This is a genomic window from Mycobacterium deserti, assembly GCF_025345615.1.
Classification (GTDB): Bacteria; Actinomycetota; Actinomycetes; order Mycobacteriales; family Mycobacteriaceae; genus Mycobacterium; species Mycobacterium deserti.
The window spans coordinates 206,471-222,597 of sequence record NZ_JAODWD010000006.1; the positions used below are offsets into that span (position 1 = coordinate 206,471).

Annotated in this window: 18 protein-coding genes; 11 read left to right on the top strand and 7 right to left on the bottom strand. The window is 68.1% G+C overall.

Features of this window, described 5'->3' with window-relative positions; genetic code table 11:
- Positions 1-23: 23 nt before the first annotated feature.
- On the top strand, positions 24-1,202 hold the full coding sequence (locus N4S67_RS23755) for an alpha/beta hydrolase (RefSeq protein ID WP_260995492.1): 1,179 nt from the start codon (positions 24-26) through the stop codon (positions 1,200-1,202).
- A 1-nt stretch (position 1,203) separates the two neighbouring features.
- Here the strand turns inward: N4S67_RS23755 and N4S67_RS23760 are convergent, their stop codons facing one another.
- Complete coding sequence (locus N4S67_RS23760; protein WP_260995493.1) at positions 1,204-1,674, bottom strand: DUF4189 domain-containing protein; 471 nt, start codon at positions 1,672-1,674, stop codon at positions 1,204-1,206.
- 72 nt (positions 1,675-1,746) lie between these two features.
- Between N4S67_RS23760 and N4S67_RS23765 the strand changes: the two genes are divergently transcribed.
- Both N4S67_RS23765 and N4S67_RS23770 read left to right on the top strand, forming a co-directional pair.
- Complete coding sequence (locus tag N4S67_RS23765; protein ID WP_260995494.1) at positions 1,747-3,738, top strand: hypothetical protein; 1,992 nt, start codon at positions 1,747-1,749, stop codon at positions 3,736-3,738.
- Between the two features lie 43 nt (positions 3,739-3,781).
- Complete coding sequence (locus N4S67_RS23770) at positions 3,782-4,606, top strand: hypothetical protein (protein WP_260995495.1); 825 nt, start codon at positions 3,782-3,784, stop codon at positions 4,604-4,606.
- Here the strand turns inward: N4S67_RS23770 and N4S67_RS23775 are convergent.
- Positions 4,590-5,249, bottom strand: coding sequence for an O-methyltransferase (locus N4S67_RS23775; RefSeq protein WP_260995496.1), 660 nt, complete (start codon positions 5,247-5,249; stop codon positions 4,590-4,592). The two genes, N4S67_RS23770 and N4S67_RS23775, sit on opposite strands and share 17 nt — an antisense overlap.
- A gap of 69 nt (positions 5,250-5,318) precedes the next feature.
- Here N4S67_RS23775 and N4S67_RS23780 point away from each other — a divergent pair, with 69 nt between their 5' ends.
- Genes N4S67_RS23780 through N4S67_RS23800 form a run of 5 tightly spaced genes read left to right on the top strand, consistent with a single transcriptional unit; the run spans position 5,319 to position 9,393 of the window.
- Positions 5,319-6,272, top strand: coding sequence for a DUF4129 domain-containing protein (locus tag N4S67_RS23780; protein WP_260995497.1), 954 nt, complete (start codon positions 5,319-5,321; stop codon positions 6,270-6,272).
- Positions 6,269-6,751 carry a hypothetical protein gene (locus N4S67_RS23785; RefSeq protein WP_260995498.1) on the top strand — a complete coding sequence of 161 codons (483 nt, stop codon included), beginning with the start codon at positions 6,269-6,271 and terminating at the stop codon, positions 6,749-6,751. The genes N4S67_RS23780 and N4S67_RS23785 overlap by 4 nt, the downstream gene beginning before the upstream one ends.
- Positions 6,748-7,701: an AAA family ATPase gene (locus N4S67_RS23790; protein ID WP_260995499.1), complete on the top strand. Its 954-nt coding sequence runs from the start codon at positions 6,748-6,750 to the stop codon at positions 7,699-7,701. Before N4S67_RS23785 ends, N4S67_RS23790 begins: the two co-directional genes overlap by 4 nt.
- A 49-nt stretch (positions 7,702-7,750) precedes the next feature.
- Positions 7,751-8,989, top strand: a complete 1,239-nt coding sequence (locus N4S67_RS23795) for a DUF58 domain-containing protein (RefSeq protein ID WP_260995500.1) — start codon at positions 7,751-7,753, stop codon at positions 8,987-8,989.
- Positions 8,986-9,393 carry a hypothetical protein gene (locus N4S67_RS23800; protein WP_260995501.1) on the top strand — a complete coding sequence of 136 codons (408 nt, stop codon included), beginning with the start codon at positions 8,986-8,988 and terminating at the stop codon, positions 9,391-9,393. The genes N4S67_RS23795 and N4S67_RS23800 overlap by 4 nt, the downstream gene beginning before the upstream one ends.
- Here the strand turns inward: N4S67_RS23800 and N4S67_RS23805 are convergent.
- Positions 9,390-10,238 (bottom strand): alpha/beta fold hydrolase, encoded by an 849-nt coding sequence (locus N4S67_RS23805; RefSeq protein ID WP_260995502.1) that lies wholly within the window; start codon positions 10,236-10,238, stop codon positions 9,390-9,392. The two genes, N4S67_RS23800 and N4S67_RS23805, sit on opposite strands and share 4 nt — an antisense overlap.
- Positions 10,235-10,900 carry a DUF899 domain-containing protein gene (locus tag N4S67_RS23810; RefSeq protein WP_260995503.1) on the bottom strand — a complete coding sequence of 222 codons (666 nt, stop codon included), beginning with the start codon at positions 10,898-10,900 and terminating at the stop codon, positions 10,235-10,237. Before N4S67_RS23810 ends, N4S67_RS23805 begins: the two co-directional genes overlap by 4 nt.
- 127 nt (positions 10,901-11,027) lie before the next feature.
- Here N4S67_RS23810 and N4S67_RS23815 point away from each other — a divergent pair, with 127 nt between their 5' ends.
- Both N4S67_RS23815 and N4S67_RS23820 read left to right on the top strand, forming a co-directional pair.
- Positions 11,028-12,338 carry an MFS transporter gene (locus N4S67_RS23815; protein ID WP_260995504.1) on the top strand — a complete coding sequence of 437 codons (1,311 nt, stop codon included), beginning with the start codon at positions 11,028-11,030 and terminating at the stop codon, positions 12,336-12,338.
- Between the two features lie 76 nt (positions 12,339-12,414).
- Positions 12,415-12,987, top strand: a complete 573-nt coding sequence (locus N4S67_RS23820) for a TetR/AcrR family transcriptional regulator (protein ID WP_260995505.1) — start codon at positions 12,415-12,417, stop codon at positions 12,985-12,987.
- 21 nt (positions 12,988-13,008) lie between these two features.
- On the opposite strand, the gene N4S67_RS23825 is transcribed toward N4S67_RS23820, so the two are convergent.
- Positions 13,009-13,284, bottom strand: coding sequence for a hypothetical protein (locus N4S67_RS23825; protein WP_260995506.1), 276 nt, complete (start codon positions 13,282-13,284; stop codon positions 13,009-13,011).
- A 323-nt stretch (positions 13,285-13,607) separates the two neighbouring features.
- Between N4S67_RS23825 and N4S67_RS23830 the strand changes: the two genes are divergently transcribed.
- A complete protein-coding gene (locus N4S67_RS23830; protein ID WP_260995507.1) occupies positions 13,608-14,441 on the top strand; it encodes a MerR family transcriptional regulator in 834 nt (277 codons plus the stop codon).
- 1 nt (position 14,442) lies between these two features.
- Here the strand turns inward: N4S67_RS23830 and N4S67_RS23835 are convergent, their stop codons facing one another.
- Both N4S67_RS23835 and N4S67_RS23840 read right to left on the bottom strand, forming a co-directional pair.
- Entirely contained in the window at positions 14,443-15,177 is a 735-nt protein-coding gene (locus N4S67_RS23835) for an SDR family oxidoreductase (RefSeq protein WP_260995508.1), read from the bottom strand.
- A 34-nt stretch (positions 15,178-15,211) separates the two neighbouring features.
- A complete protein-coding gene (locus N4S67_RS23840) occupies positions 15,212-15,988 on the bottom strand; it encodes an SDR family oxidoreductase (protein ID WP_260995509.1) in 777 nt (258 codons plus the stop codon).
- Between the last annotated feature and the right edge of the window lie 139 nt (positions 15,989-16,127).

A 16,127-nucleotide genomic window follows, 5' to 3' on the forward strand; every position in this document is an offset into this window, starting at 1 on the left:
CATCACTGTTGACAAGATGAGGTGTGCGCCAATCCACGCCGAAGCGCGTCCGCTCGATCGTGCTGTACGGCGTGGCGGTGCCGCTGATCGTCGTGCCCGCGCTGGGGGTGCTCGGCACATTCGCCCACGATGTGCCCTACGTCGGACTGGCCGCGGCGTTCGTCCCTTGGTTCCTGTCGTGGCTCGTCGTCGCCGCGGTGCTGGGCGGGACGCTGACCGCCGTCCGCTGTACGCGAAGCCGCGTCGCTGCGGTGCTCACCGCCGTCGCCATCCTCGCTGCGGCCGGTGGGGTGGTGGCTACATGGCGGATGGTCGGGGCGGTCGAGCGTGCCGGCGCCGATATCTCACTGGTCGAGACCTTCGGCCTCGGGTCACCGCGGACGGCGGAACCCGACGACGTGGCGACCTATACGACGTTCGACGGAGAACCGCTGCAGCTGAGCATCTTTCGCCCCGCGGCGTCGGGACCGACGCCGGTGCTGGTGTTCATTCACGGCGGCGGCTGGGTGGCGGGCGACCGCGATGCGCACAGCGCCGATCTGCGGTGGTTCGCCGATCAGGGGTGGCTGGCCGTGAGCATCGACTATCCGCTGTCGTCGACGGACCGTCACACATGGGATGTCGCGTCGGCCCAGGTCGGGTGCGCGCTGACGTGGCTGAGCGGCAACGCGGCGCGGTACGGCGGCGACATCGGCAGGCTTTCGCTCACCGGGGACTCGGCGGGCGGCAACCTCGCGATCAACGCGGCTTACCAGGCGGCCACCGGTGCGCTGCCGTCGTCATGTCCCGGTCGAGTCCCCCGAGTGGCCGCCGTGTCTGCGCTGTATCCCGCGGTGGACCCGGCCGGCATGCATGCCAGCGACGACGCCGCGCTGGGCGACACGGCGCGGGGGATGGTCGAGAGCTACACGGGCGGAACGCCGCAGCAGTACCCCCGGCGTTACGCGCGCATCTCGTCGCTCACCCATATCAGCCGGGCCGCGCCGCCGACGCTGGTCATCCTTCCCGAGGCCGATCACCTGGTGCCGACCGCAGGCACGTACCGCTTCACCGAGGCGGCGCGATCGGCGGGCGTCGACATCGAGCTGGTCACCGTGCCGTACGCCGACCATGTCTTCGACGCGCGCCCGGGCAGCATCGGGCAGCAGGCGTACCGGCAATTGACGGCGAATTGGTTACACCAGCACGGGCAGGGCCCGTAGCTCACTGCTCGGCCGGAACCGGGGGCACGATCGTCGGCCGGGGCTTGGTCGGGGGATTGGAAGTCGGCGACTGCAGGGCGCAACCCGACGCCGCGATCCGCCCGCCGGGGTTGGCCGCCAGGGCATTCTGTTCAGCTGACTGGACGTCGATGCCGTTCTTCGTGACCCACTCCTGGGCCCCGAGGACCGCGAGTGCGATGCAGACGTTTCTTGCGGTGCCGAACCATACGCAGTGGTTGCCGCCCTTGTCCTGACAGGCTTGAAGAGCTGCAATCCGGGCGCCGTCCTCGGCCGTGCTTCTTCCGACGGCCCCGACGTCACTTCGGAACGAGTAAGCGACCGCGACGTAGAAGGAGAAGGGCTGTGCGTCAGCCGTCGGCGGTGGGCTGAGCGTGCCGACGCCGACAGCGGCTGCGGCGGCAATGGCGGCGGCCGCGAAGCGGGTGCGAGGGGACGATTTCTGACGCGACATGATCGGCCTTCCTTTCGGGTTGTTTGCTGTGTTCACCTCCTATGGCGTGACACCGGCTGTCACAATGTGACAGTGGCCCAACTGGGGGAGGCCCAAGCCGCGCTGGATCTCGGCGATTGGTCCAGCGCCCTGGCGTTGCTGCGCGGGGATGAGTCGCCGGAGGCGAGCCAGTTGGCCGCGCACGCCCGCTACGGCAATGGCGAGTTCGAAGCCGCGGTGGCGACGTGGGAGGCGCTGTACGACAGGCAGGTCGCTGACGGCGACCGCGTCACTGCCGCGTGGGCGGCCGCCAACGTCGCAGTCCACCTGCTTGTCGACACCGGCCTGATGGCACCGGTGCGCGCCTGGGTCGCGCGCGCCGAGCGGCTGCTCGAAGGTGCCGACACTGTGCCACCGCACGCGATGCTCGCCATGATCCGTACGTACGAGCGCTTCTTCTGCGGGGATCCCGAAGGGGCACGCACGCAGGCGGCGCTCGCGATCGAATTGGGTGAGCAGCTCGACGTCGTGCCCGCAGTCATTCTCGGACAGGTGGCGACGGCTCGGCTGCGAATCAACGACGGAGCCGTCCATGAAGGCCTCGCTGCGCTTGACGATGTCGCGCTCAAGCTCATGTCGGGAGCTGTTGACCCGATGACCACCGGGATCATGTACTGCGAACTTGTCTGTGCCGCACAGAGTCTGATGGCCTACGATCGTGCACGGGAGTGGACCGACGTGATGGAGCACTGGGGTCACGCCAAGGCATACGGCGGAGTCCACGGCAGGTGCCGGGTACACCGTGCCGAACTGCTGCGTATCAGCGGTCCAGGATCTGCCGCCGAAGAAGAGGCGATGGCCGCGTGCGAGGAACTACGCCCCTGGATGCGTCGCGAGTTCGGCTGGCCCCTAGTGGAACTCGGGAACATCCGGCTGAGAATTGGCGACCTCGAGGGGGCCGAGGATGCCTACCTGCAGGCGATCCGCCGCGCGTGGCCGCCGTTGCCGGGTATGGCGCTGCTGCGCATGGAGCAAGGCGACCTCGAGGCCGCCGCTGAACTGATCGCCGACGCAGTAGAACATCCTCCGGAGCTGCCCTGGAAGGAGCGTCCTCCGTTCGGCGATCTACGGCTGGTACCGATGCTGGATGCTCAATCGGAGATCGCCGAAGCGCTGGGCGACACCGCGACCGCGGCCGCCGCTGCCGCGCGCTTACGCGATATCGCCGAACGCCATGCCAGCCCTGGACTCAGCGCAATCGCATCAACGGCCACCGCCCGCGAAAGGCTGTTGGCGCAGGAGCACTCGGCTGCGATCGATGCCGCGAAGGCGGCCGTAACACGGTGGTGCGAGCTAGACGCACCGTTCGAAGCGGCGGTTGCCCGGGTGGTGCTCGGCCGGGCACATCAGCTGGCGGGGAACACCGCTGCGAGTCGCATCGACCTCGAGGCCGCGCGCGACGAGTTCTCCGCCTTCGGCGCGGTGCGCCGTGCTGCCCGGGTGGCGGCGCTACTCGCCGATGCGACGCCGCCGCTGCCACTGAAAGAGCTCGGGGCGACGATGGAGCGCATCGGCGAACTCTGGCACCTCAAGTTCCGAGGTACCGAGGCCATGCTGCCCAATCTCAAAGGCCTGCAGTACCTCGCCGCACTTCTGTCCGAGCCGGGCCGCGAGTTCGCGGCACTTGATCTGTGCGGGGGATGTGATGTCGAGACCGCCCTCCCGATGATCGACGAGAAGGCGCGAAACGCGTACCGCCGCCGGCTTGCGGAGGTCGACGAAGACATCGCCGAAGCCGAAGCCGGCAATGACGTCGGCCGCGCTGAGATCGCCCGCTGCGAGCGGGAGTATCTCCTGGCCGAGCTCAGCGGGGCGCTGGCACTGGGTGGGCGGTTACGCGGCAGTGGTGGTGCGGCAGAACGCGCGCGCACCAGCGTCACGCGATCTCTGCGTTACGCGCTCGCCCGTCTCAGTGAGCATGACCCAGCTCTGGGTGAGCATCTCGGCCGAACCGTGCGTACCGGAAGTTACTGCTGTTACCTGCCCGATCCCGTCGCACCGATCACTTGGACGCTGGTCCACTAGCCGAACGCTGTCGCGCCGGGGCTGCAGACGACATCATGGCCCTATGGCAGACGCCGAGCTCGACGAGCTCTTTCAAGCCGATCCCGAGGACTTCACCGCCCTGCGCACGAAGCTTGTCGCGGCGGCCAAGAAGCGTGGCGACGCGACGGCGGCCAAGGAGATCGCCGCGGCGCGCAAACCCACCACCGCGGCCTGGGTGGTCAATCGTCTTGCGCACTCCGACGACGGGGTCAAGCGCCGCCTCGCCGATCTGGGGGAGCGGTTGCGCACTGCGCACGCGTCGATGGACGGCGAGACGATCCGCAAGCTGTCCGCCGAACAGCGCCGGTTGATCGACGACCTGACCAAAGCCGCGTTCGAAGAAGCCTCGATCGCCAAGCCGACGGGCGCGCTGCGCGACGATGTCACCGGCACGCTGCAGGCGGCGGTCGCCGACCCCGGCGTCACGGCCCGGCTCGGTCGGCTGGCCAAAGCCGAGCAGTGGTCAGGCTTCGGCGAATTCGGCGACAGTGCAATCGTTTTCAAACCCAGCCGGTCGAAGCCCAAGCCCGCTCCGGTCAAGGAGGAGCCGCGAACCGAGCCCCGCGACGACAAACAGGCCGAGGCGCGCAGGCAACGCGAGAAGGCGCGCGCAGCGCTGGCGGCCGCCGAGCGGGCCAAGGCCGAGGCCGACGAAGCGCTGGGCGAGCTGCAGTCCGACCTTGCCACCGCGCGTCTGCGCCGCGACGACGCGCGCCGCAGGCTCGAGGACGCCGAACGCGCGCTCAGCGCCGCAGAGGATGCCTACGACAAGGGCAAGCAGGCCAGCCGGGACGCCGGGGCGGTGGTCAAGGAGGCCAAGGCGCAGTTGGCTAAACGCGGCAGCTGATCTCCATGCTGTCGCTGTCGCGGACCGGAAAGGGCACGCTGACGTAGCCGTTCGAGGGATCGCGGACGTAGTCGAGGTAAGGAGCCAATTCCTTCATCGACGTGTTGTCGGCGACCACGAGTGATCCCGGCACCAAGCGCGGCTCCAGCAGTTCGAGCACCGGGAGGTACAGCTCCTTCCAGCCGTCGAGCAGAACGAAGTCGACTGCGCCGTCGATGCTTTGCAGCGTCTGCAGCGCGTCACCGTGCAGCACGGTGATCAGGTCGTCGAGCCCGGTCTCGGTGAAGGTCTGCGCCGCCCTGGCGACTTTCGCAGCGGCCAGCTCGGTAGTCACGACGCGACCACAGCCGTTGTCGCGTACCGCTGCGGCGAGGTGGATCGCCGAGATGCCCAACGACATTCCGAACTCGACGACCGTCTGCGGTCGCGCCGCGCGGACAAGTGAATAGACCAACCGGCCAGCTTCCGGGCTGATGGGCAGGTAGTACTCGCCCAGCGTGTCGGCCCGCTCCTGCGGACTCGCCGACTCGAGGCGCGAGAAGTCGACGCCGCCTGTGCGCATCAACGCGAACTGATCGCGCGATTCGGCGAACATGCGATCGAGCGCGTTGACGACTCTCGGGGTCTGCAGCGTGTTGGTCACGGTGTCGAACGTAGTCATCGGATCTGAGCTCGAGCTGAGCGTCCGCCGTGTCAGGATGGGTCGAGGGACATGGCCCGCACCGACAATTCGACGCGTCGCGTGATCACGGTGATCGCGCTCATGATCCTTGCGGCGTTGGCGCTGCGCGGCTACCTCCCGGGCACCGCGCGGGCCGAGGAACGCGAGCCGCCGGATCCGGACAGTCCGTTGGCGCTGTTCGTCGTCGTGGGGCTGGTCTGTGTCGCGGTGGCGATCATCGGTTTCGCGGTTCTGACGCGGCTACGCGACCGCAGGCCGGTTCGCCCGTCGGCCGGTGAGCTGCCGCGCTCGCCGGGTGTGGTGGGCAGGCCGACGCGGAGGTTCGCGATGATCGCCCTGGCGCTGCTCATCGGCTGGCTGCTGCTCGTCGTGCTGTTGTTGCAGATCGACGGACCGAACGCGGTCGAACAGCCGGCGATGGTCGACGAACCCGTCCCGGCCGACCCGGGGCCCTCGGAGCCGCGACCGCAGCGACCCGAACCTGAGGCGGGCAACGGTGTCATCGGGTATCTCGTCCCGCCCATGCTGGTGTTCATGGGGCTGGTCATGATCGGCACGGCGGTGGCCTCGGTGCGGCAACGGCGGCGAATGGTGCAGACGCCGGCCGACGACGTCGTCACACCGGCTCTTACTGAGGCGCCGGCCGCGGCGGGAAGCCTGGCGCGGGCCGCAGAGGTCGGTCTCGCCGAGATCGGTGACCTCTCACGGGAGCCGCGCGAGGCGATCATCGCGTGCTACGCGGCGATGGAGCGCGAACTGACGCGAGTGCCCGGAGCGGTGCCCCAGGACTGCGACACCCCGTCGGAAGTGCTGGCCAGGGCGGTCGCCAGGGGTGCGCTGCGGGCTGACAGTGCGACCGAACTCGTCGAGTTGTTCGAGGAGGCGCGATTCTCGCCGCACGTGATGGCCGAAGTGCACCGCGATGTAGCGGTTCGGGTGCTGGAACGAGTACTGGCGGAACTGCCCCATCGGAGCGTCACGTGAAAAAGATTGTGGCGGCGGCATTCTTGCTGGTGATCGGCGCCGAGGCCCTCGCCCTTGCCGGGCCAGACCGGGGGTTGATTCTGCTTTTCGCGGGTGTCGCCGTCGCGTTATCGGTGCTCGCGGTGCGCTGGTACCTGACGCGGGAGGGCCGCGCCGAGGAGGAGCCTGCGATCGACGATGCCGCGGAGTCGTTGCGGCGCTGGATGTCTCGAACCGAGGTGCTGGTCAGCCGAGCGGAGGCGACCAGGACCGAGTGGGATCGCCATCTGCGCCCGATGCTGGCCCGCCAGTTCGAGATGGCGACCGGCCAGAAGCGGACCAAGGACCGGGCGGCGTACCACGCGTCGGGGCGGATGTTGTTCGGTTCCGAGCTGTGGCAGTGGGTAGACCCGGAGAACGTCGCCCGCGACGGCCGGAGTGAGTCGGCGCCCGGCCGCGAAGCGCTCGACGAGATCCTGCAGAGGTTGGAGCGCATATGACGGCACCGATGACGACCGCGAACTGCGAGGCCGTGCTCGGCGAGATCGGTCGCGTGGTGGTCGGAAAGCGCGGTGCGCTCTCGCTGATCCTCACCACCGTGCTGGCCGGTGGCCACGTGTTGATCGAGGACCTGCCCGGGCTGGGCAAGACGCTGATCGCCCGGTCGTTCGCCGCGGCGCTCGGACTGGACTTCAAACGGGTGCAGTTCACGCCGGATCTGCTGCCCGCCGACCTGCTTGGCTCGACGGTTTATGACATGCAGTCGGGACGCTTCGAGTTTCGTTCCGGCCCGATCTTCACCAACCTGCTGCTGGCCGACGAGATCAACCGGACGCCCCCGAAGACACAGGCCGCGCTGCTGGAGGCCATGGCAGAAGCCCAGGTCAGCATCGACGGCGTCACGCACCAGCTGCCCGACCCGTTCATCGTGCTGGCCACCGACAACCCCATCGAGTACGAGGGCACCTATCCGCTGCCCGAGGCGCAGCTGGACCGGTTCACGATCAGGCTCGAGTTGCGGTATCTGTCGGAACAAGAAGAGGCGTCCATGCTGCGGCGCAGGTTGGATCGCGGGTCGACGGAGCCGACGGTGAACCGGGTGGTCGACGCGCAGGAGCTGATCGCGATGCGCGAATCCGTCGAGCAGGTCACCGTGCACGACGACGTCCTGCGCTACGTGGTGTCGTTGGCCGCGGCGACGCGTCAGCATCCGCAGATCGCCGTCGGAGCCAGCCCGCGCGCGGAACTGGACCTGGTCCAGCTGGCGCGGGCCCGTGCGCTGCTGCTCGGCCGGGACTACGTGATTCCCGAGGACGTCAAATCGCTGGCGGTCCCGGCGATGGCGCACCGCATCAGCCTGCGGCCGGAAATGTGGGTGCGTCGGGTGCACGGCAGCGACGTCGTCGAGGAGCTGCTGCGGCGGCTACCTGTGCCGCGGACCGAAAAGTGACGCGGACGCGTCGGGGCACCGCCCGTCCGAAGGGCAGGGGGAAAGCAAGATGGCCATCGAGACCCGCAGCACGGATGTCGAACTGCGTTGGCGGGCATCGTCTCTGACGCTGGCGATGATCACCTGCGCGGCGGCGACGCTTGCCGTGGCGGTGCTCGGCTCGCATTGGCAGCTGGTGGCGTTCGCCGCGCCGCTGCTGGGGGTCCTCTCGTCGATCGGCTGGCAACGGCCCGGCGGGGGTGTTCGGGTGCACGCGCAGCCCGCGGCGCACCGGTGTTTCGAGACCGAGCAGGCGCAGGTGACGGTGTGGACCGACGGCGCGGACCTGTCGGTGTCGGTGATCGACGGTATGACGCTGGAAGTCGTCTCCCGCGAGGGTGCTTCGCGCCAGACCGTCGAAGTGTCGGCCGGTCGCTGGGGCCGCTACCCAATCCGGGCCGACGTCTCCGTTCTAGCGGCCGGCGGGCTGCTCGAGGGCACGGCGACCGTCGACGCCGCGGAGGTGTACGTGTTCCCGCTGGCCCCGCCGCACGCGACCGCGATTCCCCGCACCGACCTGCTCGACCGCCTCGGCACGCACCTCACCCGCTACCTCGGACCGGGTGTCGAATACGCCGACGTGCGCAAGTACGTACCCGGGGACCAACTGCGCACGGTGAACTGGTCGGTGAGCGCGCGGCGCGGCAGCCTGCATGTGACCGAGCGGCTGACCGACCGCGCCGCGGATGTCGTGGTGCTGGTCGACAACTACCCGCAGCCGGCGGGCCCGGCGAGCGAAGCGACGGACCGGGTGGTGCGAGGCGCCGTACAGGTTGTGCAGAGCGCGCTACGCAGTGGCGACCGCGCGGGGGTGGTCGCGTTGGGCGACCGCAGGCCGCGCTGGCTCGGCGCCGACATCGGTCGCAGGCAGTTCTACCGGGTGCTCGACGCGGTGCTCGCGGCCGGCGGAGGCTACGAGACCACCCCGGGAACGTTGGCACCGCGGGCGGCGGTGCCCCCGGGCGCGATCGTCGTCGCCTTCTCCACACTGCTGGACACCGAGTTCGCGCTCGCGCTGATCGACCTGCGCAAAAGGGGCCACACCGTCGTCGCCGTGGACGTGCTGGAAGGCGCTCCGTTCTCGGAGGACTGCGACCGGCTGATCGCGCGTATGTGGTCGCTGCAGCGGTCGTTCATGTACCGCGACATGAGCACCCTTGGAGTCGACGTGGTGGCGTGGCGCTCGGACAGCACCCTCGATGCGGCGATGCACCTAGTGCCCGATCATCGACGCCGGATTAGGCGATGAACCGCGCGCTGGCGACGGCGTTCGGCTTGGTGATGGTGGCCGCCTCGGCGGTCAACGCCGACGACCAGGCGTTGGTCGCCGCCGGGTTGGCCGCCGCCGCAGTGCTTCTCGGGATCGCCGTGCGGCCGGTGGCGACGATCGCGGTGCTGCTGACAGCCGCGGTGATCGTGATCGACGACGCGCCGCCCATGCTGGCGGCGTTGGCAGGGCTTTCGGCCGCCGGTTATCTGGTGCTTCGGCACACGGCGGGCACCAGTGGGCCGACCCTGATCGGCGCCGTGGGTTTCGCCGCCGCGGCCCTGCTGGCGGTGTCGATGCCGTGGCAGCTGCCGTGGCTGCCGCTGGTGGCGCCGATCGCTGTGCTCGCGCTCATCGTCCTGGTCACCCGGCCGTTCTGGGCTTAGAAGAGGTCCGGTGTCACCGGCGGTACATCGTCGAGAAACGCATTCACCATCGGCACCAGCACCGCAGACTCCCCGGAGATGCCGATGTGCGACGTCGCAGGCAGGATCACCAGCCGCGCCGCCGGAACCGCCTGCAACGTTCCCGTCATCGCCGCCTGCTCATCGCCGCCGCCGCGCAGCGTGAACATCGCCACCGCATGCTCGGGCCGCACACCGTCGGCGTCGCCGATGATGACCATCGTCGGAGCGGATATCGACCGCATCTGCGCATCGGTGATGTTCTGGTCGTCCCTGTTCAACACCGTCATCTTGGCGACGTAGGCGTCGAACGCCTCGGCATCTGGCGTGTGGTCCATGAACGCCCGCTCGACCGTCGTACCGGCGAATGCCGCAGAGCTGAGCCCCCCCAGCGCCTCGATCACCGACGGATACCAGCCGTCCTGACGAAAGGTGGCCGACAGCGAAACCAGCTTGTTGACCAGAGCGGGGTGCCGAATCGCCAGCTGCAACGCCACGCCACCGCCCTGCGAGTAGCCCATCACGTCGGCGTGCTCGACGTTCAGTGCGCTCAGCAGCGTCGCGGCATCGTCACCGAACTGCTCATAGGACATCGCGCGGGAGGTATCCGGCGTGCGGCCGTGCCCCTGCTGGTCGAAGACGATCACCGGGCGCGTCTGCGCGAAGCCGGACACCCACGACGACATCGAGTCGGTGGCCATGAACGCGCCGGGGATGAGCAGGAGCGGAGTGGTGTTCGACGAGCCGAGATCGCCGTAAATCTCGTGGTAAACGTTCAGACCGTTGATCGGCAGGTGGCCGCTGCGCGACGGCGTCATAGCCGTCATGTGTCGTACTCGTGGTGCCTGCGCCACCACACGTACGGTGGCGACTGCGGATAACCGGCCGGCGAATCTTCCCAGTCCTCCTGGCGCCCAAGCGGAGTCAGGTCGAGGTAGGCCCACGTGCCTCCGACTGCTTCATCGCCGCGGTTGTTGATGAAGTATGTGCGGGAAATGTGGTGGCCGTCGCGGTAGAAGACGTTGGTGCCGTGCCACTCGTCGACACCGAAGTCGGCGTCGAAGCCGTCGGTCAGCGTGTACCAGGGAATGTCCCAGCCCATGCGTAGCTTCAGTTGCGCGATACGCTCCTGCGGTGCGCGGGAGACGAACGCCAGCGTGGTGTCGCGGGCGTTGAGGTGCGCGAGGTGGGCCACCTGATCGGCCAGCAGTGAACACCCCGGGCAGCCCAAGTCGGGCCAGCCGTCGACGTCGGGTTGGTAGAAGAACCGGTAGACGATCAGTTGGCGTCGCCCGTCGAACAGGTCCTGCAGGCTCGCCGGACCGGTAGGCCCGTCGAACAGGTAATCCTTGACGATGGCCGTCCGTGGCATCCTGCGCCGCTGCGCGGCCAGCGCGTCGCGGGCGCGAGTGTGTTCTTTCTCCTTGACCAGTAGCTCCTGGCGGGCCGCCTCCCAGGCTTCCGGCGTGACGATCGGTGGTAGGTCCATGCCGATACAGACCACGCGAACCGGCACAACTCATCGCCGCGACCGACCCCGACCGCTATGTTTACCCGTGCCACCAGTAACAAGTAAGCGAAATGCTTAGCGCGACGCCCGATTTGAAGGATCACCCATGTCCTCCGACGTACGTAAGGCAGTCACCGGAGCATCGATCGGCAACGCCGTGGAATGGTTCGACTTCGCCATCTACGGATTCCTGGCGACATTCATCGCCGCGAACTTCTTTCCGTCGGGTGACGAGACCGCAGCGCTGCTCAATACGTTCGCGATCTTCGCGGCGGCGTTCTTCATGCGCCCGCTGGGCGGATTCGTGTTCGGGCCCCTCGGCGACCGCATCGGACGCCAGCGCGTGCTCGCCGTCGTGATCCTGCTGATGTCGGGCGCGACCGTCGCGATCGGCCTGCTGCCCACCTACGCCTCGATCGGCGTCACCGCACCGCTGCTGCTGTTGTTCCTGCGCTGCCTGCAGGGCTTCTCCGCCGGCGGCGAATACGGCGGCGGCGCCGTCTACCTCGCCGAGTTCGCCTCGGACAAGCGCCGCGGCGTGACCATCACCTACATGGCCTGGTCCGGAGTTCTCGGGTTCCTGCTCGGCTCGGTGACCGTGACGCTGTTGCAGGCGATGCTTCCCGCCGACGCCATGGAGAGCTACGGCTGGCGCATCCCGTTTCTGATCGCGGGCCCGCTCGGCCTCGTCGGCCTCTACATCCGTCTGCGCCTCGACGACACCCCGCAGTTCGCCGAGCTGAGCCGCAACCAGCAGGTCGCGAAGTCGCCGCTGGCCGCCCTGCGGGAGGCGGTGACCGGCTCTTGGCGGTCGATCCTTCAGGTGATCGGGCTATTCATCGTCTTCAATGTCGGCTACTACGTGGTGTTCACGTTCCTGCCGACGTACTTCATCAAGACCCTCGGGTTCACCAAGACCAATGCCTTCGTGTCGATCACCCTGGCCAGCGTGGCCGCCCTCGTGCTCATCCTTCCCTTCGCCGCGTTGTCCGACCGGATCGGCCGCAAGCCGATGCTGATCGCCGGTTCGGTGGCGTTCGTCGTCCTCGGCTACCCGTTGTTCCTGCTGCTGAATTCGGGCTCGCTGATCGGCGCGATCGCCGCCCACTGCGGCCTGGCGGCCATCGAGTCGATCTACGTCTCGGTTGCGGTGTCGGCAGGCGTCGAACTGTTCGCAACCCGTGTGCGCTACAGCGGGTTCTCGGTGGGCTACAACATCTGCGTCGCCGGCTTCGGCGGCACGACGCCCTACATCGTCACCTGGCTGACCGCCGAGACGCAGAATTCTCTGGCGCCTGCCTTCTACCTGATCGTCGCCGCGGTGGTCTCGCTGACCACGGTGCTGACCCTGAGAGAGACCGCGGCGCGGCCGCTTCCGCAGACCGGCCACCGGCGCGAAGCGGCAGCGTTACAGTGAACATGTGCCGCCGCAATCCGAACCAGCGCCGCGGCCCCGGCTGACTTCTCGAGGCGCTGCGACCCGCAACCGCATCGTGCTGGCGGCCGCCGAACTGATGCACGTGCAGGGCGTCGCGGCGACGACCATCGACGAGGTGCTGGCCGCCAGCGCGACAAGCAAATCCCAGTTCTACCAACACTTTGAGGACAAAGCCGAACTGGTCTACGAGGTCATCACCCAGCGCGCTGACGAGGTGCTGTCTTGGCAGCGGCTGCGCCTGGAGAAGGTCGATTCGTTCCGCGGTTTGTACCAGTGGCGCGACGCGATGGTGCAGCGATGCGCATTACGCAGAGGGCTCTGGGGGTGCGAACTCGGTTCTCTCGCTGCGGAATTGTCGGACACCGACGACAGAGCGCGCGCCTCGCTGTCGGAGTATTTCAACGAATGGCGGGCCCTGCTCGCTGCTGCGCTGGAGCGCATGCGAGACACAGGGATACTGCGAGAGGATGCCGATATTCGCGCTCTCGCAACAGGTTTACTTGCCGCGGTGGAAGGCGGTTACCTGCTGTCGCAGACCGGTCGCGACCCGCGCTTGATGCAAGCCGCGCTGAACATGGCGATCGGCCACGTGGCGTCGTTCGCGGCCGCCACAGAACCCGTGTCCTGACGGCGGCCGCGACGACGGCTGCTAATTGTCGCCGGGGATGGCGGTCGGCGCCGGCGGCGCGTGAACCGTCGGCGAGAACGGGTTGGGGCCCGGCTCGATGCGCGGCGCCTTCTCCGTCGGTTCGGCAGGCGCGGGCGTGGTCGCCGGTGCCTCCGAGGTCGTCGTCGTGGTGGTCGTCGTGGTCGTCTCCTCCGGCGCGTCTTCCTCCTGTGCGCAGGACGCCGTCAGTCCGACCATCGCGACGATCGCGATACCGCCCGCGCCTGCGGCGAGGCGGCGACCCCAATGTGACGTCATGATGTTATTCCTCACTGTCGATTAACTGAACTATATCGTCCAAAAAACGTCGGCGTCAACGCAGGTAACAGACCGGCGATCCCGCGATAATCGAGACGATCGGGTCCAGTCACGCGGGCCGGCCTTCTCGCCGGTCATGATCACCGCGGCATGGGTGTCGACCGTCGCGCACCCGCAGGTGGTCGTAGGTACTGGTGCTGCGGGCGAGGTAGCGGCGCAGCGCCGTGTCCTCGAGTCCGGTGCCTCGACTCGCAGATTGCCCATGGCTAGACGGTCCGTCCTCCCCCAGGGGGAGGGTCAAGGACCGAGGCAGACTGGGCGTCATGCCATCCGGATTGACCATCGGCGAGTTCGCGACGTTGACCCACCTGAGTGTGCGGACATTGCGCCGCTACCACGAGGCCGGGCTCCTCGAGCCCGCCACGGTCGACCCGTTCACCGGCTACCGCTACTACACACCCGACCAGATTCCCACCGCGCAGGTCATTCATCGGCTTCGCCAACTCGACGTGCCCCTGGCCGAGGTCGAGACCGTTCTCGGCACCGACGATCCGCATGAGCGCGCCGAGGTGATCGAAGGGCATCTGCAGCGCCTCGAAGCCGAACTCGAACGAACCCGTGCCGCGGTCCTTTCCCTACGGCGGCTGCTGCGCCCCACTCCCGCCGACTTGCCCGTCGAGTTGCGTACGGTCCGCGGCCGCGCCGTGGCTGCGATCAACGGCCACGTCCGACTTGAGGATTCGCTTCTCTGGTATGACTCCGCGATGACGGAACTGGATGCGACTTTCCCGCCGGCGGAACGTACGGGGCCACCGGGCGGGCAGTACGCCAACGAGCTGTTCACCCACGGAGTCGGGACGATGACCGTCTTCCGGCCCGTCCGTGCGCCCCACCCGAATGGTCGGATCGAGGTCGTCGACCTCCCGCCTGCCGACCTCGCCATCGCCGTGCACGCCGGGCCGCACGACGACATCGACGTCACCTACGGCCGCCTCGGCGCCTGGGTGGTCGAGCACGCCCTGACGGTTGACGGACCGATTCACGAGGTCTATCGGGTGGGGCCGCGCGACACCGCCGACCCCGCCGAGTGGCGCACGGAGATCGGCTGGCCGGTCTTTCGACTCGCCGCGGCGGTCGAGCCGCAGCTTCGGTCGTGACCTACTGCGCGCTCGCTGCGGGCCGCACGATGATCTCGTTGACATCGACTTCCTGAGGCTGTGCCACGGCGTAGGCAATCGCGTCGGCGATCGCCGATGCCGGTAGCGCGACCGAGCGGTACGCCTTCATCGCCTCGCGGGCCCCCGAGTCCGAGATCGACTCCGCCAGTTCGGATTCGGTGACTCCAGGGGAGATCAGCGTCACCCGGATGTCACCGTCCGACTCCTGTCGAAGACCCTCGGAGATCGCCCGCACGGCGAACTTGGTGGCGCTGTACACCGCCGAGGTGGGCACCACTTCGTAGGCGCCCACCGAGGCGACGTTGACGACGTGTCCGCCACCTTGGGCCGCCATGACGGGTAGCACCGCGCTGATTCCGTGCAGGACGCCCCGGACGTTGACGTCGATCATGCGGTCCCACTCGTCGACCTTACGAGCGGCCAACGGTGACAACGGCATGACGCCCGCGTTGTTGACGATGACGTCGACCCGTCCGTAGAGGTCCCGGGCCGCCTGGACGAAGCGTTCGACGTCGGCGGCATCGGTGACGTCGAGGCGCTGAAATGCCGCCTGCCCTCCGGCATCGGTGATCCGAGCGGACAGCTCCTCGAGCCGGTCGGTTCTTCTGGCGCCCAGGAAGACGTGGTGGCCATCGCGTGCCAACCGCAGCGCGGTGGCTTCGCCGATGCCGCTGCTGGCGCCGGTGATCAGAACGACCTTGGTGTTGTCGGACATGTTCTTCATTCTCTCTTCGCCGTGATGGCGAGTCTCAAATGGCTTGCTGGGTAGGCAGAATGGTGATCTCGGTGAGGTTGACGTGCCGTGGCACAGAGGCGATGAACGCGACCGTCTCGGCGACGTCGGCCGGACTGAGCACGTCGATGTCACTGATCAGGTCGGCCATCAGCTTGCTGGCATCGGGGTCGGTCACGTGGTCGGGCAGTTCGGTGTCGACCATGCCCGGTTCGACGGTCGAGACGCGGACCATCTTGCGGCCGAGTTCGACCCGGAGCAACCGCGTCAACTGGCTCAGGTAGGCCTTCGTCCCCGAGTACACGGAGAATTTCTCGAGCACCCGCGTCGCGGCGATCGACGACGTGGTGATGAGGTCCGCCGGTCCGCCCGCTTCGGCTGCGGCGACGAGGTGCGGGACGAATGCCCCGATCGTGTTCATCACGCCGGTGATGTTGAGGTCGATCTGGCGTTGCCAGTCGTCGACCTGGAGATCGTCGATGGCCGAGACGAGTTGCACGCCCGCGTTGGCGAACACCAGGTCCGCGCGTCCGAGTTCGGCCGACACCCGCTCGGCTGCAGCGGTGACGGCGTCGCGATCGGTGACGTCGAGCGGCACAGCGAGCGCGGTGCCACCGGCGGCGTCGATGCGCTCGACGAGCGCGTCGAGGTTGTCCTTGCGGCGGGCCGCGACGGCTACCGTGGCGCCGAGGCCGGCGAGCCGCAAGGCAGTGGCCTCACCGATGCCGCTGGACGCCCCGGTCACCACGGCGGTGCGGCCGGCCAGCGGGTTGGAGTCGATGACTGTGGACATGTCGTCTTCCCTTCGTCGAGTGGATCGCTTGCATTCCAAGCAACCAGTTCCAGGCCGCCGTCGACGTGCTCAGACGTGCCCAGCTCATCGGGGGACGAAATGGGCCACCCTTGCGGATGCCGGGGCCCGCAATGCCCGT